We start from the raw sequence: 20043 nt of genomic DNA, 5'->3' as shown, positions 1-20043 counted from the left end.
GGGTGGCGGCCGCCGCCAGCCTCGCTGGCGGATCTACAAACAAAACGGCCCGCCGGGTGGCGGGCCGTCTGTGAACTTACTTACGCAGACCAAGCTTCTGGATCAGCGCGTTGTAGCGATCGACGTCCTTCTTCTTCAGGTAGTCGAGCAGCGAACGACGCTTGTTCACCATCTGCAGAAGGCCACGACGCGAATGGTTGTCCTTGTGGTGGCCCTTGAAGTGTTCGGTGAGGTTGACGATCCGCTCGGTGAGGATAGCCACCTGAACTTCGGGCGAACCGGTATCACCGGCGGCGCGCGCGTTGTCCTGGATGATTTCCTGCTTCTTTTCCGGGGTCACCGACATAAGTATTCACTCCGCGACATGCTCAAAGGTTGAAACCCCGTTCAACGCGCAAGGCGCCGCCTGCCAGCATGACCAGCGCGACCGGCTTGCCGCCGCACCGCGCCCACCATAGCCCGTCAGGAAAGGGCAACCCCGAAAGAACGCGGCCCTGGCGGACCGCCCCGGCCTGTTCGGGGTTGAGGTCAAGAGCCGGGATGTCGACCAGCCCTGCCTCCACAGGCAAGATTACGTTCTCAAGGGGTGCCCCTTGGCCCCAATCGTTCAATTTGTCCAGCGAAATCGCCTGTTCCAGGGTGAACGGGCCGGCCTTGAGGCGGCGCAGCATGGTAACATGGCCGCGCGTGCCAAGGGCCAGGGCGATGTCGCGCGCCAGGCTGCGGATATAGGTGCCCTTGGATACATCGGCCTCCAGCGTGGCACTGTCCAGCGCCGCGTCGCTGCCCTGGGTTTCCAGCACGCGCAGCGCATGGATGGTCACGTTGCGGGCAGCCAAGACCACGTCGTGCCCGGCGCGCGCCAGGTCATAGGCGCGCTCACCATCCACCTTGAGCGCGGAATAGGCCGGCGGCACCTGGGCGATCGGCCCGGTAAAGGCCGCCAGCGCCGCATCGAGCGCGGCGCGGGTGGGCCGCACCGTGCTGTGGCCGATTACCGCCCCTTCCAGATCGAGCGTATCGGTCTCTGCGCCAAAGGCCACGGTGAAGGCATAGGTTTTATGCGCATCGAGCATGCGCCCGCACAGCTTGGTCGCCTCGCCCACGGCGATCGGCAACACGCCAGTGGCCAGAGGATCGAGCGTGCCGCCATGGCCCACCTTGCACTTGCCAAGGCCGCGCGCGCGCAAGTTGCGCTTTACTGCCGCCACGCCCTGGGTCGATCCCAGGGTCAGCGGCTTGTCGAGAATGATCCAGCCATCTGCCATGGTTGGGCGCCCTAGCGGCTGCGTGTCGCGCTGTCAGCCCTTTGGCGCAGGGCGCGTCAGGCCGCAGGCTTTGCCTGCGCCGCCTTCGCCTTCATCGGCGGGCCAGCCACCTTGACCAGGCTTTGCACCGGATAGCTTTGCCCATGCACCACCACGCTGGCGAAACGGTCAAAAGTATCGGTGCCGCGTGCATCGAACCCGATCGCCTGGGCAAACGGCAGATCGAACGCCGGGCCCATCAGGCTGGCGCGGTACCACTGGCCGCTCTGGTCCTGCACATAGAGCGTGCTGTCACCCTGGGCGCGCCAATCGCGAATGCCGCCGTGGTTGACGAAGGGGATCGACGCTTCCACCGGCTTGCCCGGATTTACCGGCGCCTGGGCGAGAGCGGGGGTTGCGGCCAGCGCCAGCGCGGCCAGTGTAGCAATGCGGATCATGGGCCAACTCCTTGTCATGTCGAACCAATGGTATCGACATGGGCAGCGCGCCCGCGCGATCAAGCCCGGCGCGACAATTGGCGACCAAGCTGAAAGTACGTTAATCCCCCTGCGGCATCAGCCCAGCGGGCGGCCCGCCACCAGTTCGGCCAGCGCCAGGTAATGATCGGCCAACCACGTCACCGGCGGCACCACGACTGCACGCACCGGATCGAGCGATGGCATCATCCAGGGCAGGACCACCAGAAGGACCAACATGATCGGAAAGCCCAAGGGACGCAGTCTGGCATAGGCCTGCGCCGCCGGGCGCGGCAGCAGGCCCTCGACGATGTGCGATCCATCGAACGGCGGCAGCGGAAGCAGGTTGAAACAGGCAAGGAACAGATTGATGGCCAGGAAATTCACCAGGTTCGCCGCCACGAACTGGGCCACCGCGCCCGCCCCCGGCGCTAGCCTCGCCATGATCCCCAGGCCCAGCGCCGCCACCACGGCCAAGGCAAAGTTCATCGCCGGCCCGGCAGCGCCCACCAGCATCATCGCCCGGCGCGGATGCGGCAGGCCACGCACATCCACCGGCACCGGGCGGGCCCAGCCAAACACCGGCGCATGGGCGAGCGCGAGCATGCCAGGCAGGATCACCGTGCCTACCGGATCGACGTGGCGCAGCGGGTTGAAGCTCAACCGCCCCATGTCCTGCGCGGTGTGATCACCCAGCAGGCGGGCCATGCGGCCATGCGCCACTTCGTGAAACACGATGGCCACGATCATCGGAATGGCCACCGTGGCGAGGCTGTACAGAGTGTCGTTCATGGCCGTGCCATCCATTCGTCGCGTAGGATCGAAAACAGCACCGTGTCGCGCACCCGGCCCGTCCAGGTGCGGCGTTCGTGGCGCATCACGCCTTCTTCCACACCGCCCAGCTTGCGTACGGCGGCCTGGCTGCGGGCGTTGATTCGATCAACCTTGAACACCACCCGCTCAAGCCCGCAGGCAAAGGCATGGCCGAGCATTAGCCGCTTGAGCCTGCCGTTGAACCCCGTGCCGCGCAGCGCCGGCACGATGTAGCTGTTGCCGATCTCGATCGACCAGCCTGGCGCGCCATGCTCGATCCAGCCGGTCATGCCCACCACTGCGCCATCGGCCAGCACGGCATAGATCCGCCGTGCGGTCCCGCCTTCAAGCAGGCGATCGAACTGTGGGTCGAAACTGTCGCCCAGATAATCGTGCGGATAGACCGCCCATATCTCCTGATCCTGCGCGCAGGCCGCGCGCAGGCGTTCGCGGTGCCGCTCTGCCAGCGGCTCCAGCACCAGGTTGCCCTCGGCCAGGGGAACGTAAAGGCCATCGCTCATGGGTGTTCGTCCTGGCGCAGCGCCGCGCTGAAATGCGCGCGGCAAAGAGAAAGATAGCGTTCGTTGCCGCCGATTTCGGTCTGCGCGCCTTCGCGCACGGGGTGCCCCTGCGCGTCGACCCGCAGGTTCATCGTCGCCTTGCGGCCGCAGTGGCACACAGCTTTCAGTTCGACCAGGCTGTCGGCCAGGCCAAGCAGCGCGGCAGAACCTTCGAACAGGTCTCCGCGGAAATCGGTGCGCAGGCCATAGCACAGCACGGGAACGCCGGCGCGATCGGCCAAGTCGGCCAGTTGCCATACCTGTGCCCTGGTCAGGAACTGCGCCTCGTCCACCAGCACGCAGGCGAGCGGCCCCGTGGCCAGTTCGGCGCTCACCGCCTGCCACAGATCGGTTTGCGGGGAAAAACGGTGGGCGTCGGCATAGAGGCCAACGCGGCTGGCAATGGCCCGCCCCGGCCCCTGCTGTTCGGCGCGATCATCGAGCGCGGCGGCCCACAGCATCGTCGCCATGCCCCGCTCGTGATAGTTGAACGCGGCCTGGAGCAGGTTGGTGGATTTGCCAGCGTTCATGCTGGCATAATAGAAATAGAGCTTGGCCATGGTGGCGCGAGGCGGTGGCGGGGCCGATCAGCCCTCGCCCTCTCCCGCCGCATCCTCACCCAGATCGCGGCGCACGCGCGGATCGGACAGCAGCGCATCGATCCGAAATGCCTCGTCAAAGCTTTCATCGGGCAGGAACTTGATCCGCGCGGCATATTTCAGCTTGAGCCGGCCGGCCACTTCCTTCTGGAAATAGGCGGTGTGCGTGCGCAAGGCCTTGAGCACGATCTCCTCGTCCTCGCCCAGCAAAGGCTTGATGAAGACGGTGGCGTGGCGCAGATCGGGCGACATGCGCACTTCGGTAACCGACACGGTATGCGCGCTGAGCACATCATCATGGACGTACTGGCGCGTGAGCAGTTCGGACAATACGTGGCGCACCTGCTCGCCCACCTTGAGCAGGCGGACCGAGCGTTGTTCGGGAGAGGCATTCTGGCGGTTCATCGCGCCCTATATGGGGCATTGCCCGCGATTTCGCCAGAACCTTGGGTCAATAGCGGGGGAAGATCTTGCGCACGAGTTGGCCGCGCCACGGAAACCCATGATAATTGAAGAAGAACCAGCCAAATGTGCGCACTGCCAGCCACACCGGTACGGCCATCGGATCGCCCTCTTGCCGCAGGCCGCGAAAGAACGCGGCATCGGCGCGGCGGCGATCAGCCTCTCGGCCGCCGCCAGCAATACCGTAAGCATTGTCATGGCGCCGGCATGATCCATTGCGGTTGTATTTAAATCCATTGAGGAACAGACAATAGTCCCTCTGCCCTGGATCACACACGTCAGCCCCCTGCACTTATGATATCACCTGACCATGGATTTGGCATGGATGGGGCAATGTTCAAGCGCAAAGTGTTCTATATTGGTGGTTTCGACCCGAGGGGCGCGCGTTTCTATCATGGATTGCTCGCACAACAGATCGCCACGCACAATGCGCGTGATTGCGCAGGCAATTCCCTGATCCTGTCGGCGCGGCACGCCGCCGGTGATGGGGACACTGCCTGGACGGTTGCCGATGCCGCCACCACGATCACCAGCGCTTTCCACGTCCTGGCGTGGGACGATATCGTGCGCCGCGCCTGGATCAGGGGCGGCCTGCGCGTGCTGCTGGCCAGCGCCCGCGCCTATGTCCGCCTCTTGTGGCAGACCGATCTTGCCTGCCTACGCCGCGTGCCGCACGGCAGCCGCGTGGCGCTGTTCCTGCCGGCGCTGGCGCTGCTGGTGCTGCCACTGCTGGCCGGGCTGGGTGCGGCGCTGCTTGCCATGCTGATCGGGCAGGCCTGGCTGGCACCGCTGTTCGGGCTGGTGCTTGCCGCCGTGCTGGCGCTGATGCTCGGGGGGCGCGGCCATATCGGCTGGCTGGTGCAGTTCATCATCTTCAACGATGCCCTGGCCGCCGGGCGTGGCGATCCGGCACTCGCCACCCGGCTCGATCGCTTTGCCGATACCATCGACGGCGCGCTGGCCGCCGATCCGCCGTGGGACGAGGTGCTGCTGGTCAGCCATTCCAACGGCGCCGTTCTGGCCGCGGGCGTCATTGCCAGGTTGCTCGCCCGCCACGGCGGCGTGCTGCCTTCGCGCGTGGCGCTGGTCACGCTGGGGGCCAGCCTGCCGATGCTTGCCTCTCGCCGCGATGCGCAAGATTTTGCCGACACCATGGCCACGCTGGCGCAGGGCCGCTTTGCCTGGCTCGACATAGGCTCGCCTACCGATGGCGCAGCCACCCCGCTGGTCGATCCCTGGCTGGGCTGCGCGCCAGCCCGCCACGCTGGGCTGGTACAGCTTTCCCCGCGCTGGTTCGCGTTTTGCGATGCCCGGACCTATGCTGCGCGGCGCAAGGACAAGTATCTCACCCATTTCGATTATCTGCGTCGGCTCGATCGCCCGTCACCGCTCGATTACCTGGGCCTCACCTGCAGCGACCAGCCACTCCCCGCCAGTATCGCCGCCTTTCGCCAGGTATCGCGCGCATGACCGAGCCGCCCGCGCTGGCCGTGCCGCCTTTCCCCACGCCGTTGCGGCGCAAGGCGGGCCTGCTGCGCCGTTTCGTGATCGGCTGGGGCAGCTGGATCCATACGCTGTTCGAAAAATCCTATCGCATGAAAATGGGCACGGTGCGCTTTCCGCTGCTGCGCTTTTTCGTGATCAACGACCTGGCCCTGGCGCGAGATGTGCTGGAAGAACGCCACTGCCCGTGGCCCAAGCACGGCTTGATGACCGAACTGCTGCGCCCGTTGATGGGCGAAAGCGTGTTTTCTGCCAATGGCGCGCAGTGGCAGGCGCAGCGCGCGATGATCAATCCCGCTTTCGCCCAGGCTGGCCTTGGCCGCGCCTGGCCGGCCATGCGTGCCGCTGCGCAGGATATGGCCGGGAACCTGCGCCAGGCGGCGGCGCGGGGGCCGGTGGATATGGAACAGGCGATGACGGCGGTGACGGCAGACGTGATCTATCGCACGCTGTTTTCACAAAGCCTGCCCGCCGATGCGGCTGAAACGGTCTTTGCCGCCTTTGATCGCTATCAGCGCCATGCCCAGCGCTATGCTATGCTGCGCCTCTACCGCCTGCCGCTCATGCGCCGGCGCCAGCGGCTGTCCCAGGCCGCCGCCGCTATCCGCATGCTGTTTGCCCCGCTCGTCGATGCGCGGATGGCAGCGCGCGCGCATGTGGATCAGCCCTTGCCCCCGGCCGATATTCTCGATGCGCTGCTCGATGCGCGCCATCCGCATAGCGGCGCACCGTTTTCGCGCGAGGCCCTGCTCGATCAGCTTGGTACGATCTTCCTCGCCGGCCATGAAACCTCGGCATCCGCGCTGGCCTGGGCCAGTTATCTTCTGGCTGGCGACGCGGGGCTGCAGGATCGCCTGGCCGCGCAAATCGCCGCTGTCACGGGCGGCAGCCCGCTCGCCGCCGATCACCTCAAGGCTTTGCCCGAACTGCGCCATCTCTTTCAGGAAGCGCTGCGCCTCTATCCCCCGGTCAGCTTCCTGATGCGCGAAGTCGTCGCGCCGCAGATCATGCGCGGAAAGGCGATGGCGCCGGCCGATCTCGCGGTGGTGTCACCCTGGCTGATCCAGCGCAACGCCGACAACTGGGCCTGCCCGCACGCGTTCGATCCGGGCCGCTTTGCCCGCGCCGAAAATGCCAGGGCCGCGCGCGAGGCTTGGCTGCCGTTCGGCAAGGGCTCACGCGTGTGCATCGGCCAGGGCTTTGCCATGCAAGAGGCGATGATCGTGCTGGCCACGCTGCTGCGCGAATTTCGCCTGGCGCCCGCCCCAGGCCCCGCGCCCGAACCGATCAGCCGCCTGACCCTGCGGTCGCGCCATGGCATCCACTTGCGGCTCACCCTGCGCTGACGGCCGATTAGGTAACAAAATCGATACAAAGTCAGACATTTGTCGTGGGAGCCGGCACGGCGTTGAGCCGTTGAGGCAGGGTCAGTTTCCTTGGAAAGGACCGCCATGAACAAGTTTCTCGCCACGGTTGCCGCCCTTGCGGTGGCCCTGCCCGCCGCCACCCCTGCGCTCGCCCAGCACTATGATGCGCGCCACGATCAACGCCACGACGTGCGCCAGGACATGCGCCGTGGACCGGTCAAGATGAAGCCCAATCCGTTCCGCAAGGGGCAGCGCTTCGACCACCGCCGCGCGCCCAACTATCGCGTGGTCGATTACCACCAGTACCGTCGCCTGTCGGCGCCGCCGCGTGGCTATCACTGGGTGCGGTCGGGCAACGATGCCCTGCTGGTGGCAATCGGCAGCGGCGTGATCGCCTCGGTGATCGCCAATACGTTCTGATCCGCGCGCGACCGGATCACGTCGGGGGTGGCTTTGCAAAAGGCCGCCCCTTTGCGTGCCAGGGTCGTGCTCCACAGCCCGCGCCCGACACAGGCTACAATCGCCTGCACCATGAACGAAAAAGACGGCCCTTCCCGTGGGAAAGGCCGCCTTTTCGTGTTTACCGATCCGAAGATCAGAGCGTGCGTTCGCGCTCTTCCACTTCGAACACTTCCAGCGTGTCGCCAGCCTTGATGTCGTTGGTGTCCTGCAACACCACACCGCATTCCAGGCCCGCGCGCACTTCCGAAACGTCGTCCTTGAAGCGACGCAGCGAGGCAATCGTGGTCTTGCTGACGATAACATCGTTGCGGGTAAGACGCGCATAGATGCCCTTGCGGATATAGCCTTCCAGCACCAGCAGACCGGCTGCCTTGTCCTTCTTGCCCGCGGGGAAGACTTCCTTGACTTCCGCACGGCCCACAACGGTTTCGATGCGCTCCGGACCCAGCTCGCCGGCCATTTCCTTGGCGATGTCGTCGGTCAGCTGATAGATCACGTCAAAGTACTTCATCCGCACCTTGTTGCGCTCGATCAGTTCGCGCGCCTTGGCGTTGGGACGGACGTTGAAGCCCACGATCGGTGCGCCGGAAGCCTGGGCCAGGCCCACATCGCTTTCGGTGATCGCACCCACGCCAGAATGCAGCACGCGCACCTTGATCTCGTCGGTCGACAAGCGGTTGAGCGCATTGACGATCGCTTCGGTCGAGCCCTGCACGTCGGCCTTAATCACCACCGGATACTCGATGACGCTCTGCTTGGCCGCCAGCGCAGAGAACATGTTCTCCAGGCTCGACGGGGCAACGGCGGTGCGCTTGGCAGTGGCCTTTTCCTGACGGTAGGCCGCCACTTCACGGGCACGTGCTTCGTTTTCCACCACGGTGAGCGTGTCACCGGCCATCGGCACGCCGCCGATGCCGAGCACTTCGACCGGCAGCGACGGCGGCGCAGACTTCACCTGGCGGCCCTTGTCATCCAGCATGGCGCGCACGCGGCCAGACTGGGTGCCTACCACCAGGATATCGCCCACATGCAGCGTGCCGCGGTTGATCAGCACGGTCGCCAGCGGGCCCTTGCCCTTGTCGAGCTTCGCCTCGATCACGGTCGCTTCGGCGGCGCGATCGGGGTTGGAACGCAGTTCCATCAGTTCGGCCTGGAGCAGGATCTTTTCGATCAGCGTGTCGAGCCCGGCGCCGGTCTTGGAGGAGACCTCCACGTCCTGCACGTCGCCCGACATTTCTTCCACGATCACTTCATGTTCGAGCAGGCGCTCGCGGATCTTCTTGGGATTCGCTTCGGGCTTGTCCGACTTGGTGATCGCCACGATCATCGGCACGCCAGCGGCCTTGGTGTGATTGATGGCTTCGATCGTCTGCGGCATGATGCCATCATCGGCAGCCACCACCAGGATGACGATGTCGGTGACATTGGCACCGCGCATGCGCATCTCGGTAAAGGCTTCGTGGCCTGGCGTGTCCAGGAAGGTGATGTAATCGCCGCCCTTGGTCTTGATCTGATAGGCGCCGATATGCTGCGTGATGCCGCCGGCTTCGCCGCGCACCACGTCGGTGCCGCGCAGCGCGTCGAGCAGGCTGGTCTTGCCGTGGTCAACGTGGCCCATGATCGCCACGACCGGGGGCCGCGACTTGAGCGTGGTATCGGCATCGATGTCCGAAGCGGTATCGATATCGACGTCGCTATCGCTCACGCGCTGAATGTTGTGGCCAAATTCGGTCACCAGCAGTTCGGCGGTATCCTGGTCGATGGCCTGGTTGATGGTGACCATCATGCCCATCTTGAACAGCGCCTTGACCAGGTCCGCGGCCTTTTCAGCCATGCGGTTGGCCAGATCCTGCACGGTGATCGCTTCAGGCACGATCACATCGCGCACCTGCTTCTCACGCGCCTGGGTCTGCCCGGCGAAGTGCGCACGGCGTTCCTTTTCACGGGCGCGCTTGAGCGCAGCGAGCGAACGGGCGCGAGCGCCCTCGTCTTCGTTGAGCGCGCGCGTCACGGTCAGCTTGCCCGCCTGGCGGCGATCATTGGCGTTCTTGTCACGCGGGGCATGCGCCGGCTTCTTGGCCGGTTCGGGGCGCTTGGGCGCCACCACCGGGGTAAAGCGGCGCGGCGCGGGCACGGCAGCAGCCGGGGCCGGGCGCGCAGCCGGCGCAGCGGCTGCGGCAGGAGCGGGAGCTTGTGCCTGGACCGATTCTTCGGCCGCGGCAGCCGGAGCAGACGCCACTGGCGCGGCGGCAGGCGCCGGCTCAGCAGCGGGCTGCGCCGCAGCGGCGGGCGCCACCGGTGCGGGTTCAGCAGCCGGAGCCGGTTCAGCCGGGGCGGCTTCGGGCGCGGCAGCAGCCTGGGCGGCAGCAGCAGCTGCTGCTTCCTTTTCCCCAACGCGGCGGCGTTCTTCCTCGATGGCGCGCAGGCGTTCTTCCTGCTCGCGGCGGTTGGCCGCTTCCAGCGAAGCGAGGCGGGCTTCCTCGGCCTGGCGCAGCAGGCGGGCCTGCAGTTCCTGGCGCGTCTCGCGCGAGGCGGTGGGGGAAACCGGCGGCGGCGGCGGCGGCACGACCGGCGCACGCGCGGCCGGGGCAGCCGGGCGCGGGGCTGCGGCAGGCGCAGCGGGGGCAGGCGCGGCGGGCTGTCCGCCCGGCACCAGCTTGCGGCGCTTTACCTCGACCACCACCTTGTTGGTGCGACCATGGCTGAAGGTCTGCTTGACCTCTCCGGCCTCCACTGCGGTCTTCAGGCCCAGTGGCCTGCGGCCCAGTGTCGGCTTCTTGTCGCTATCGCTCATCGAACTCATTCGCCCTTCGTATCCAAATCGTCATTCGCCGCATGCGCGGCCGGTGCAGCAGCAGGGGCCGGTTCGCCCGGTGGCGTGCCACCAGGCGGACCTTCCGGTGCCGCAGCCCCGATAAAGTGCATCAAGCGGGCCAATGGCCCGTCAATCCGTTCGGCCGCGCCCGCATCGGTGACGCCCAGGTGAACGACGTTGTCGCGGCCCAATGCCACAGACAACGCCGCCCGGTCCAGCGGCAAGATGCGGCCCATCATTCCCGATCCTTCGGCCTCTTCGCCCACGCGCCAGGCCTGGGCCAGCTTGCCCACGCCATCGGCCTTTGCATCGCTGGCATGGGCCAGCAGCACGACCGCGCCGGAACGCGCGGCCTGGGCGATTTTTTCGGTTCCCAGCACCAGGCTACCGGTACGCAACTCGATACCGAGTCGGTCCAGCGTGGCGCGTTTCAGGCCTTGTTCGATCAGATCGGGCAGGTCGGCGGGAATGGTCAGCGGGGCGCCTTTGAATGCGCGTGCCAACGCTCCCTTAAGTTTGCCATTGGCAAGCGCGATTTCAAGGTCTGCGCGAGAAACACCGATCCAGGCGCCGCGCCCAGGGGCACGCGCCAACGGATCGGGCAGAACCAGACCATCGGGCGAAATCGCCAGGCGCACCAGGGCGCCCCGGCCATCGTGGCGGGCGGTGAGGATACATTTCCGCTCCGGCAAAGCCTTGTCAGGCCTTGCCGGGCGGTCTTGCGGCCCTGGGGCGCTTAGCGTGTCATTGTGAGGATTCCGCATCGGCGGCCTCCTCGGTTGCGGGGGCTTCGTCGGCCATCTGTTCATCGTCGAACCAGTGGGCGCGTGCCGCCATGATGATTTCGTTACCCTGCTCGTCGGTCAGGCCATATTCGCCCAGCACGCCGCCCTTGTCTTCGCTGCGTTCCGAACGATCGCGCTCGCGGCGGTCGTTGCGGCGGCGCTGGTCGTTGTTGCGCTTCTTGGCGATCAGTTCGTCGGTGGCGAGATCCGCCAGGTCGTCCAGCGTCTTGATCCCTGCCTTGCCCAGCGTAACCAGCATGGCTTCGGTCAGGTGCGGCAGTTCGGCCAGGGCATCGTCCACGCCGAGGGCGCGGCGTTCTTCGCGCTGGCCTTCTTCGCGGCGTTCCAGCGCTTCGAGCGCGCGGTTCTGCAGCTCGGCCGCCAGTTCCTCGTCGAAACCTTCGATTCCGGCGAGTTCGCTGATGTCGATATAGGCCACTTCTTCCAGCTCGCTGAAGCCTTCGGCCACCAGCAGCTGCGACAGGGTTTCATCAACGTCGAGTTCTTCCTCGAACGTCTTGGAGCGTTCGGAGAATTCCTTCTGGCGCTTTTCGCTCGCCTCGGCCTCAGTCATGATGTCGATGGCCGAGCCGGTGAGCGAGGATGCCAGGCGCACGTTCTGGCCACGGCGACCGATCGCCAGGCTCAGCTGGTCGTCGGGCACGACCACTTCGATGCGGCTTTCTTCCTCGTCGATCACCACGCGGCTGACCGTCGCGGGCTGCAGCGCGTTGACCACGAACGTCGCGGTGTCTTCGCTCCAGGGGATGATGTCGATCTTTTCGCCCTGCATTTCCTGGACCACCGCCTGAACGCGGCTGCCCTTCATGCCGACGCAGGCGCCGACCGGGTCGATCGAGCTGTCACGGCTGATCACGCCGATCTTGGCGCGGCTGCCCGGATCGCGGGCTGCGGCCTTGATCTCGATGATGCCGTCATAGATTTCGGGCACTTCCTGGGCGAACAGCTTCTTCATGAAGTCGGGGTGCGCACGGCTCAGGAAGATCTGCGGACCGCGGTTCTGGCGCTCCACCTTGAGGATCAGCGCGCGCACGCGCTCACCCACGCGCGGTACTTCGCGCGGGATCTGCTGGTCGCGGCGGATCACGCCTTCGGCGCGGCCCAGGTTGACGATCACGTGGCCGAATTCGACCGACTTGATCACGCCGGTGATGATTTCGCCGGCGCGGTCCTTGAATTCGTCATACTGGCGATCGCGCTCGGCATCGCGCACCTTCTGGAAGATGACCTGCTTGGCCGACTGCGCATCGATGCGACCGAGGTCCACCGGCGGCAGCGGATCGACGATGAAGTCACCCACCTTGGCGCCGGCCTGGAGCTTTTCGGCCTGCTTGAGGTCAACCTGCTTGAAGTAGTCTTCGACGTGCTCGACCACTTCGACCACGCGCCACAGGCGCAAGTCACCGGTGCGCGGATCGAGCTTGGCGCGAATGTCGTTCTCGGCGCCATAGCGGTTGCGCGCCGACTTCTGGATCGCTTCTTCCATCGCTTCGATCACGATGGACTTGTCGATCATCTTTTCGGCAGCGACCGCGTTGGCAATCGCCAGCAGCTCGGCACGGTTGGCGGAAATCGCACTGGCCATGGCTTAGTCTTCCTGTTCCTCAAGAAATGCGTCGGTTTGCGCCAAAGCGTCTTCGTCTTCGAAATCTTCCTCGTCCACGCCGGCGGTATCCACCGGGCGCGAGGCGGCAATCAGCCGATCGGTCAGGATCAGCTTGGCATTGGTGACAAGGGCAAACGGCACGGCAAACACCTGGCCGTCATCCTCGATCGAGATCGTGCCGGTATCGGCATCGAAACCCTTGAGATCGCCGCGAAAGCGCTTGCGATCGTCGAGCAGCTCGGACAGCTCGATCCGCGCCTCGTGACCGATCCAGGCGGCAAAGTCCTTGGGGCGGGTCAGCGGGCGGTCGATCCCCGGAGAGCTGACTTCAAGGCGATAGGCCTCTTCGATCAGCATTTCGCCGGCTTCTTCCAGCGCGTCGATCTTGTCGGAAATGCGGTGCGAGAGGCCGGCGCAATCGGCGATGACCAGCTGCCCGGTTTCGGGGCGCTCCGCCATGATCTGGAGCGTGTGCTCCTCGTCGCCAACTTCGCTCTTGCCGTAAAGGCGCACGCGCACGAGATCGAATCCCATGGCTTTCACCTCGGGCTCCACAATCTCGATGATCCGCGCGATATCCGTCATGCCGTCTCCAATACTCCCGAGCACGCCCTCGGCGCGTCAAACCACTTCAGGCCACACCGTTTCAGCAACGAAGTTTCGCGCCGGCCCCGTCTGGCGCCAGCCCGCTCTTGCCTTCACAATGTCGGGATGAATGTGCAGATAAGGGAGGCGGCGGAAAATTGCAAGAACAAAGCCACGCCACTCGGCCTTTGATCGCAAGGGAGGCGGGAACCGCCGGATTGCTCCGGCAACGCCTGATGCATGGCCCGCCCGGCCTGCATCGGCGCCAGCCTTCCAAAGGGGGAAGAAGGCCGGTCCCCGCCCTGACAAAGCTGCGCGGCATGCGAATCGCGTCAGCCAGGAAATCCATCATCCAAATTATCGGTGAATAATCCCAATCCTTGGCATTCATTCTGCGTTCACGGGCAAGACAGGCGAAGAGAAAGCGCAGAAAACCGCCATTTTCTGAATTTGGCACGCCCCATGCAGAGCAAGGGACATCGGCCGGATGCGATCATCCGGCGCCACATTCAGGGAGTAATCACCATGCAGACCTTGCTTTCCATCGCCGGCCGCACCTCGGCCGCCGTCGCCGCCCTCGCCCTCTCGCTCGCCCTCATCGGCCAGACCGTGCAGACGCCGGCCGCCACTGCCCAGGGCACCACTTCCGCCGTGGAGATCGCATGATGACCGACCTGCGCTTTGACGATAGCCCCGTCCGCCCCGCCCGCCGCCGTGGCAGCATTTTCCGCCGCGACCGCGTCAACGGCAAGATCTTCGGCGTATGCGCCGGCATGGCCGACGCGCTCGATCTCGATGTCACGCTGGTGCGCGTGGCCTGGATCGCCGGCACCCTGCTGGGCTTTGGCTCGCTGCTGCTGATCTACCTGGCCATCGCGTTGATCGCCGATTGATGCGGGCCGCCGACACCACCTCAGGCACCGCCCCGCACCCCTTCACACCGAAGCGGTGCGGGCAAACGGCGAGAAGTCGGTGTCGGTGTCATAGACGTCCACACCTTCGCGCCGCTTGAGGAAATTGACCACGGCATAGGTAACGGGCGTGAGCACCACTTCCCACAGCACTTTCATGGCCCAGTTGGTGATCATCACATGCACCACATCGGCATTGGTCCAGGTGCCCAGGAACGCCACGGGATAGAAAATCAGACTGTCGATCGCCTGTCCAGCGATGGTCGAGCCCCAGGTGCGGGTGAACAGGTATTTGCCGCCCGTCCACACCTTCATCCGCGCCATCACGAAGGAATTGACGAATTCCCCGGCCCAGAATGCCGTGACCGAGGCCAGCACGATGCGCCAGGTGCTGCCGAACACAGAAACATAGGTGGTCTGGCACAAGGCCCCGGCCGAACTCTTTGCCACGAGTCCGGCAAACTGCGGATCGCCGCTGGATGCGCAGCCCCAATCGGCCGCCGGCGGCATGGCCACCACCACAAAGCTCATCACCGCCATGAACAGCAGCGCGAAAAAGCCCACCCACACGCAGCGCCGCGCGTTGGCATAGCCATATACCTCGGTGAGCACGTCCCCCAGGATGTAGGAAATCGGGAAGAACAGGATGCCCGCGCCAAAGGTGAAGCCGCCCACGCTCGACAGCTTTGACGCGCCGATCAGGTTCGACAGCAGCAGGATCGCCACGAACGCGGCCATCATGTAGTCGAAAAAGCGGAAATGGCGGCGTGCGCCGAGCTTGCCGCCGATCTTTTCAAGCGGCGTCGATGCGGATGCGGGATCGTTCATGGGGATGAACTGCTATCGCCATTTGCACCAAAGGCAAAGCCGTCTTATGGGCACGGCTGTGCGCGCCCTTAGCTCAGCTGGATAGAGCACCAGCCTTCTAAGCCGGTGGTCGCAGGTTCGAATCCTGCAGGGCGCGCCATTCCAGCGATTCTCACCAGGGAACGGTACGCCCTTCCCGATCGAGATAATGCAGGCCGGGCTTTCCCCGCTGCGCGAGCAGCGTGGTGACGATCTGTGGCACGGTTTCCTCGATGCCGAACGGCGCCTCGGCTCCGCCAAGTCTGGTGCGGATCCAGCCTGGCGCCATAAGCACCTTGGCCCGGCCATCATCGGCATGACGCGCCGCATAGCTGCGCATGTACTGGTTCAGCGCAGCCTTCGTGCCCCGATAGACCTCGTGCCCGCCATTCACATTGTTGGCGATACTGCCCTGGCCCGAAGACATGACACCGACCAGGCCCGCTGGCGCGACGCAATCCTGCAAGCCTTCCACCACCCTTAGCGGGCTGAGCGCGTTGGTGACCATCACGCGAATGAACTCTTCGGTCGAAACCTCCGCGATGGTTTCGTCCTGGTTGTGGTTGGCCGTACCCGCGTTGACGAACAGGATGTCGAACTGCTTCCCCATCAGCCGTTCGCGCAATGCCATAATCTGCGCTGGCTGCGTCATGTCGAGCTGCGCGATGTCGACGCGGCTTGGGTGGGCATCAGCCAGATCGTGCAACGCAGTGCGGTCAAGGCCGCGCACCGTTCCGACGACATGCCAGCCCCGCGCGATACATTCTGCCGCCATCGCATGGCCAAGGCCACGCGATGCGCCGACAATGAGAATCGTGCCGGCGGTGTCGCCAATTGCTTGGGAAAACATGGTCATTCCTTTCGGTTTTGCCGCTGATGACCATCATCTTCCGCTTTCGATAGCTGCACCAGACGCACAGGATGCAAACTGTTGTTGCATCACGCGCTGTCCCACGTTTGCCAAGCCGCCTATCATGTGGCGATGGACACCATTGACCTTAACCTGTTGTCGGCGCTGGACGCGCTTCTGGCGGAAGGCAGCGTGACGGCTGCGGCGCGTCGCTTGAGCCTCAGCCCATCGGCCATGAGCCGCACGCTCGCACGGTTGCGGGCGGCGACCGGCGATCCTCTGCTGGTGCGGGCAGGCCGTGGGCTGGTGCCAACTCCCCGCGCTATCATGCTGCGCGAGCGTGTTCATGCGTTGGCGCAAGATGTTCGCGATGTTCTCACACCACACGAAGGGCCGCTCGATCTCACTACGCTCAAGCGGACTTTCACCATCCGCGCCAACGAAGGCTTCATAGCGCTGTTCTCCGCTTCCCTGGTCAAGACCGTGGCCACTGCCGCGCCGCATGCGCGCCTGCGCTTTGCCCCAAAGCCCATCAAGGAGGCTGGGCCGCTGCGGGACGGAACGATCGACCTTGAAATCGGAGTGCTCGGCGATTTTGCGCCCGAGGTGCGAACACAGCTGCTTTTTCGTGACCGTTTCATCGGCGCGGCAAGAGAGGGGCATCCCCTGTTGTCAGCAGCGGTGAGCGCGGATCGCTATGCGGCCGCCAAGCATGTCGTCGTGTCGCGGCGCGGACGATCGACCGGACCCGTCGATGACATGCTAGCAGCGCTCGGGCTGCAGCGGGAGATCGTCGCCGTCGTGCCCGGCTTCCCGGATGCCTTGCGGATTGCACGCGAGTCCGATCTGGTCGCGCTGGTGCCGCAATCCTGTCTGTCCGACCCATGGTTCTCGGATGGGCTGGTGCGCTTCGCGCTGCCAGTTGAAACACCCGACATCGCCGTTGCCGCGCTGTGGCATCCGCGCATGGACGCCGATCCGGCGCATCGCTGGCTGCGCGAGACCGTTATCGCGCAGTGTCGATCTTCAACACGTCTGTCCTGAAACGCTCGTGGCGCAATCCAACCGTGGCGCTTGTGATTCCTTCTGACAGGCCAGATCATGCACGTGATCAATGGCCTCCCAGGCGCGCGCGAACGCGCCATCGTCCAGGCCATGGTATTCGTGGTCGCACTCGAGCGAAACGATCGCGCATGTCGGGCCAAGGAAGCGACCGAACTGTGCGGGATCGCCGCCATAGGCATCGCCGCGACCCTGGATCACCACCATCGGCTTGGCCACCGCGCGCAGGTGCCGCGTGCGATAGGCTTCGCGCCGCCGTTCCGGGTGGCGAAACGGATAGCCAAAGCTGGCGATCGCCTGCACGTGGGGGTGCGCGGCAATCCGCGTGGCAGCCACGCCCCCGGCCGAATGGGTCACGACCACGACTCGTGCGTGCGGCAGGCTTTCGATGAACCGCTGCAATTCCCAGCTGGCGATCAGCCACGGCGGCAGCAGTGCCGCCATGAGAAAGTCGAGCCGGTGCGGGCTGGCGCAGGCCAGCGCAGTCTTGACCGCGTACCAGGCGGCCAGGCGCGGCCACGACAGCGCCTGGCCCGTGCTGCGCGCAATGCCTGGCAGGGCCTGTTCCAGGCGGCGGTTGATCCCCTCCGATGCGGCATGGCGCGGGGATTCAAACACGAAAACCGGTTGCCCGCGCTCGCCAAACTTGCGGGCAACGCGGGTCAGGATATCGGATCGCTTGGCGGTGTTGCTGCGCCCGGCCAGAACGATCGCAAGCGGTGGCATCATGCGGGAAACCATGGTGGGAGAGGTTGCGGTTTCGCCAGCGCTGGCGGCAACCCCCGCCTCCTGTCAAGCTGCCTCAACAGGCTGGCCTTGCCCCGGCAATTCATGCCATGGCTGGGCCGACCGTCAGCCCCTTCCCCCAGGAGCCTCAATGCCCAACAAGCCCCCCATCGGCCGCGACACCCGCCTGTGCATGTCGCTGTCGGGCCGCCCCGGCAATGCCGGATCGCGGCTGCACAACTATCTGTACGAGGCACTGGGCCTCGACTTTATCTACAAGTCTTTCTCCACGCGCGATCTGCCGGCGGCCGTTGCCGGCATCCGCGCGCTCGACATTCGCGGCAGCGCGATCTCGATGCCGTTCAAGGAAGCGGTGATCCCTCTGCTCGATACGCTCGAACCCTCCGCACTCGCGATCGACAGCGTCAACACCATCGTCAACGACGACGGCCACCTCACCGGCTACAACACCGATTACACCGCCTGCCGCCAGTTGATCGAGGCCAGCCCCGCCGATCCGGCCCAGCCCTTCATCCTGCGGGGCAGCGGCGGCATGGCCAAGGCCGTGGTCGCGGCGCTGCGCGATGCGGGTTTTACCCAGGGCACGGTCGTGGCGCGCAACGCCGTGGCCGGCCCGGCGCTTGCCGAACGCTATGGCTTTGCCTGGGCCAGCGACGTGCCGGTCGCCGGCGCGCCGCTGCTGGTCAATGTGACGCCGCTGGGCATGGAAGGCCCCGATGCCCAGGCGCTCGCCTTCCCGGCCGAGATGATCGCCGCCGCAGACGTGGCGTTCGACGTGGTGGCCCAACCGGCGCAAACCCCGTTCATCCTTGCCGCGCTGGCAGCCGGAAAGCCGGTCGTTTCGGGGGCCGAGGTCATCGTGCTTCAGGCAGTGGAGCAGTTCGTGCTCTATACCGGGGTGCGTCCGTCGGCCGATCTGGTGATCGAGGCCGCACGCTTTGCCCACGGCGATGCCACGGCCGCGCGCCTGGCGGCGACCGGCCTCTAGGCGCCGCGCCGGCATAACGCCGCGCAAACAACTGGCAACATTCCCGCAAGGCCCCCTTTCCGTGGCTGTGGCACATCCTATATGATGCGCCACAGCCACGACGGCCCCTGATCGGCCGGCGGCAAGGCGCAGGAAGGACATGAGGGATATGGGCAAGGCCGAGGTCGAATTTCCCGAGCCGCCGTTTGCCATCGACGATGTTGTCGCGCACCTGCGCCGGGTGCGCGAGGGCTGGCGCGATGCACGCAGCAAGCGCGGCGATTACGGCGCGGTCGGCTTCCCCTCGCGCCACGCGCTGGGCCGGATCATCGATGTACTGGCCGCCGCATTGTTCCCGCTGCGCCTGGGCCCGGCCGAAGTGACCGCCGCCAACGAAGACATCTTCGTTGCCGCCAGCCTGCAATCGGCCCTGCCCCTGCTAGCCGCGCAAGTGCGGATGGAATTGCACTACAGCCATCCCCAGGATTGCAACGCCACTGTCGATGCCGAGGTCAACCGCATCGTCACCGCGCTCGCCGCGCGCCTCCCGGAAATCCGCCGCCTGCTCGACAGCGACGTCGAAGCCGCGTTCGACGGCGATCCCGCCGCGCGCTGCGTCGATGAAGTGCTGCTGTGCTATCCGTTCGTCACCGCCGTGCTGCATCACCGCGTGGCGCACGAGCTTTACAAGCTGGGCGCCCCGCTGGTGGCGCGCATCCTGGCTGAAATCGCCCATTCGCGCACCGGCATCGATATTCATCCCGGCGCCACGATTGGTGAGCGTTTCTTCATCGATCACGGCACCGGCGTGGTGATCGGGCAGACCGCGATCATCGGCAAGCGGGTGCGAATCTACCAGGCCGTAACGCTCGGCGCGCGGAGTTTCAGCACCGACGAGGAAGGCCGCCTGGTCAAGGACGAGGCGCGCCATCCGATCATCGAGGATGACGTGACAATCTACGCCGGCGCCACGATCCTGGGCCGAGTCACCATCGGCCGCTGCTCGGTGATCGGCGGCAATGTCTGGCTCACCCGCTCTGTTCCGCCGGGCAGCCGTGTGCGCCAGACGCAGGCGAGCGTGACCGTGGAAGCGGGCGATCCCTGCGATTGATTGTTTGCGGGCTTTGGGCCCGAAACATGCCCTCCCCTAACCCCTCCCGCACGCGGGAGGGGGACACAAAAAAGCCCCCTCCTCTTCAGAGGAGGGGGTTTGGGGGTGGTGGAAACCGTGAGCGATCTATCGGCTCAAAGCTTGCCCACCAGTTCCGGCACGGCGGTAAACAGGTCGGCCACCAGGCCCACGTCGGCCACCTGGAAGATCGGCGCGTCTTCGTCCTTGTTGATGGCGATGATGGTCTT

At 65.4% G+C, this 20043-nt stretch carries 23 protein-coding genes, 1 tRNA gene and 1 pseudogene; 9 read left to right on the top strand and 16 right to left on the bottom strand.

Going from position 1 to position 20043, the window contains the following annotated elements; translation table 11 throughout:
• Positions 1–76: 76 nt before the first annotated feature.
• The 8 genes from rpsO to ABIC78_RS20710 all read right to left on the bottom strand — a co-directional run bounded on the left by rpsO (position 77) and on the right by ABIC78_RS20710 (position 4449).
• Positions 77–346 carry a 30S ribosomal protein S15 gene (gene rpsO / locus ABIC78_RS20745; RefSeq protein ID WP_022677134.1) on the bottom strand — a complete coding sequence of 90 codons (270 nt, stop codon included), beginning with the start codon at positions 344–346 and terminating at the stop codon, positions 77–79.
• Positions 347–368: 22 nt separating this feature from the next.
• Entirely contained in the window at positions 369–1268 is a 900-nt protein-coding gene (truB, locus tag ABIC78_RS20740; RefSeq protein WP_354491810.1) for a tRNA pseudouridine(55) synthase TruB, read from the bottom strand.
• A gap of 56 nt (positions 1269–1324) precedes the next feature.
• A complete protein-coding gene (locus ABIC78_RS20735; protein ID WP_354491808.1) occupies positions 1325–1705 on the bottom strand; it encodes a DUF6491 family protein in 381 nt (126 codons plus the stop codon).
• Between the two features lie 117 nt (positions 1706–1822).
• Positions 1823–2515, bottom strand: a complete 693-nt coding sequence (locus ABIC78_RS20730; RefSeq protein ID WP_354491806.1) for a site-2 protease family protein — start codon at positions 2513–2515, stop codon at positions 1823–1825.
• The gene (locus ABIC78_RS20725) at positions 2512–3057 is read right to left on the bottom strand and encodes a GNAT family N-acetyltransferase (RefSeq protein WP_354491804.1); all 546 of its coding nucleotides are present in this window, start codon (positions 3055–3057) and stop codon (positions 2512–2514) included. The genes ABIC78_RS20730 and ABIC78_RS20725 overlap by 4 nt, the downstream gene beginning before the upstream one ends.
• Positions 3054–3656, bottom strand: a complete 603-nt coding sequence (locus tag ABIC78_RS20720; RefSeq protein ID WP_169050031.1) for a thymidine kinase — start codon at positions 3654–3656, stop codon at positions 3054–3056. Before ABIC78_RS20720 ends, ABIC78_RS20725 begins: the two co-directional genes overlap by 4 nt.
• Positions 3657–3683: 27 nt before the next feature.
• Entirely contained in the window at positions 3684–4100 is a 417-nt protein-coding gene (gene rbfA / locus ABIC78_RS20715; RefSeq protein WP_022677128.1) for a 30S ribosome-binding factor RbfA, read from the bottom strand.
• 46 nt (positions 4101–4146) lie between these two features.
• Positions 4147–4449 carry a hypothetical protein gene (locus ABIC78_RS20710; RefSeq protein WP_233253927.1) on the bottom strand — a complete coding sequence of 101 codons (303 nt, stop codon included), beginning with the start codon at positions 4447–4449 and terminating at the stop codon, positions 4147–4149.
• Positions 4450–4490: 41 nt separating this feature from the next.
• Here ABIC78_RS20710 and ABIC78_RS20705 point away from each other — a divergent pair, with 41 nt between their 5' ends.
• From ABIC78_RS20705 to ABIC78_RS20695, 3 genes are all read left to right on the top strand, one after another.
• Entirely contained in the window at positions 4491–5627 is a 1137-nt protein-coding gene (locus tag ABIC78_RS20705) for a hypothetical protein (RefSeq protein WP_354491801.1), read from the top strand.
• Entirely contained in the window at positions 5624–7006 is a 1383-nt protein-coding gene (locus tag ABIC78_RS20700; RefSeq protein ID WP_354491799.1) for a cytochrome P450, read from the top strand. The genes ABIC78_RS20705 and ABIC78_RS20700 overlap by 4 nt, the downstream gene beginning before the upstream one ends.
• 105 nt (positions 7007–7111) lie before the next feature.
• Complete coding sequence (locus ABIC78_RS20695) at positions 7112–7447, top strand: RcnB family protein (RefSeq protein ID WP_054131219.1); 336 nt, start codon at positions 7112–7114, stop codon at positions 7445–7447.
• 175 nt (positions 7448–7622) lie between these two features.
• Here ABIC78_RS20695 and infB read toward each other — a convergent pair whose 3' ends face one another.
• From infB to rimP, 4 genes are read right to left on the bottom strand one after another with little or no spacing between them, the layout of a single operon-like run.
• Positions 7623–10283 carry a translation initiation factor IF-2 gene (infB, locus tag ABIC78_RS20690; protein WP_354491796.1) on the bottom strand — a complete coding sequence of 887 codons (2661 nt, stop codon included), beginning with the start codon at positions 10281–10283 and terminating at the stop codon, positions 7623–7625.
• Between the two features lie 5 nt (positions 10284–10288).
• The gene (locus ABIC78_RS20685) at positions 10289–11068 is read right to left on the bottom strand and encodes a DUF448 domain-containing protein (RefSeq protein ID WP_354491794.1); all 780 of its coding nucleotides are present in this window, start codon (positions 11066–11068) and stop codon (positions 10289–10291) included.
• Entirely contained in the window at positions 11049–12695 is a 1647-nt protein-coding gene (nusA, locus tag ABIC78_RS20680) for a transcription termination factor NusA (protein WP_179563147.1), read from the bottom strand. Before nusA ends, ABIC78_RS20685 begins: the two co-directional genes overlap by 20 nt.
• 3 nt (positions 12696–12698) lie before the next feature.
• The gene (rimP, locus tag ABIC78_RS20675; RefSeq protein WP_354491792.1) at positions 12699–13301 is read right to left on the bottom strand and encodes a ribosome maturation protein RimP; all 603 of its coding nucleotides are present in this window, start codon (positions 13299–13301) and stop codon (positions 12699–12701) included.
• 462 nt (positions 13302–13763) lie between these two features.
• Here rimP and ABIC78_RS20670 point away from each other — a divergent pair, with 462 nt between their 5' ends.
• The gene (locus ABIC78_RS20670; protein WP_022677250.1) at positions 13764–13967 is read left to right on the top strand and encodes a hypothetical protein; all 204 of its coding nucleotides are present in this window, start codon (positions 13764–13766) and stop codon (positions 13965–13967) included.
• Positions 13964–14194, top strand: coding sequence for a PspC domain-containing protein (locus tag ABIC78_RS20665; protein ID WP_354491790.1), 231 nt, complete (start codon positions 13964–13966; stop codon positions 14192–14194). Before ABIC78_RS20670 ends, ABIC78_RS20665 begins: the two co-directional genes overlap by 4 nt.
• Positions 14195–14236: 42 nt before the next feature.
• Here ABIC78_RS20665 and ABIC78_RS20660 read toward each other — a convergent pair whose 3' ends face one another.
• On the bottom strand, positions 14237–15040 hold the full coding sequence (locus tag ABIC78_RS20660; RefSeq protein ID WP_354491788.1) for a queuosine precursor transporter: 804 nt from the start codon (positions 15038–15040) through the stop codon (positions 14237–14239).
• Positions 15041–15102: 62 nt separating this feature from the next.
• Here ABIC78_RS20660 and ABIC78_RS20655 point away from each other — a divergent pair.
• Positions 15103–15179 (top strand) — tRNA-Arg (locus ABIC78_RS20655).
• A 12-nt stretch (positions 15180–15191) separates the two neighbouring features.
• Here ABIC78_RS20655 and ABIC78_RS20650 read toward each other — a convergent pair.
• Positions 15192–15908 (bottom strand): SDR family NAD(P)-dependent oxidoreductase, encoded by a 717-nt coding sequence (locus ABIC78_RS20650; RefSeq protein WP_354491786.1) that lies wholly within the window; start codon positions 15906–15908, stop codon positions 15192–15194.
• Between the two features lie 132 nt (positions 15909–16040).
• On the opposite strand from ABIC78_RS20650, the gene ABIC78_RS20645 reads away from it, so the two are divergent.
• Positions 16041–16952, top strand: a complete 912-nt coding sequence (locus ABIC78_RS20645) for a LysR family transcriptional regulator (RefSeq protein ID WP_354491784.1) — start codon at positions 16041–16043, stop codon at positions 16950–16952.
• Here the strand turns inward: ABIC78_RS20645 and ABIC78_RS20640 are convergent.
• A complete protein-coding gene (locus ABIC78_RS20640) occupies positions 16935–17699 on the bottom strand; it encodes an alpha/beta family hydrolase (RefSeq protein ID WP_169050036.1) in 765 nt (254 codons plus the stop codon). The two genes, ABIC78_RS20645 and ABIC78_RS20640, sit on opposite strands and share 18 nt — an antisense overlap.
• A gap of 148 nt (positions 17700–17847) precedes the next feature.
• Between ABIC78_RS20640 and ABIC78_RS20635 the strand changes: the two genes are divergently transcribed.
• Positions 17848–18705: a shikimate 5-dehydrogenase gene (locus ABIC78_RS20635; RefSeq protein ID WP_354491782.1), complete on the top strand. Its 858-nt coding sequence runs from the start codon at positions 17848–17850 to the stop codon at positions 18703–18705.
• 139 nt (positions 18706–18844) lie between these two features.
• On the top strand, positions 18845–19795 hold the full coding sequence (gene epsC, locus ABIC78_RS20630; protein WP_051146401.1) for a serine O-acetyltransferase EpsC: 951 nt from the start codon (positions 18845–18847) through the stop codon (positions 19793–19795).
• Positions 19796–19929: 134 nt separating this feature from the next.
• Here the strand turns inward: epsC and ABIC78_RS20625 are convergent.
• Positions 19930–20043: pseudogene (locus ABIC78_RS20625) on the bottom strand (electron transfer flavoprotein subunit alpha/FixB family protein); the annotation flags it as partial.

Source organism: Novosphingobium sp. 1529 (genome assembly GCF_040544855.1).
In the GTDB taxonomy this organism is placed as follows: Bacteria; Pseudomonadota; Alphaproteobacteria; order Sphingomonadales; family Sphingomonadaceae; genus Novosphingobium; species Novosphingobium capsulatum.
This window is presented reverse-complemented; position numbering and strand designations above follow the sequence as displayed.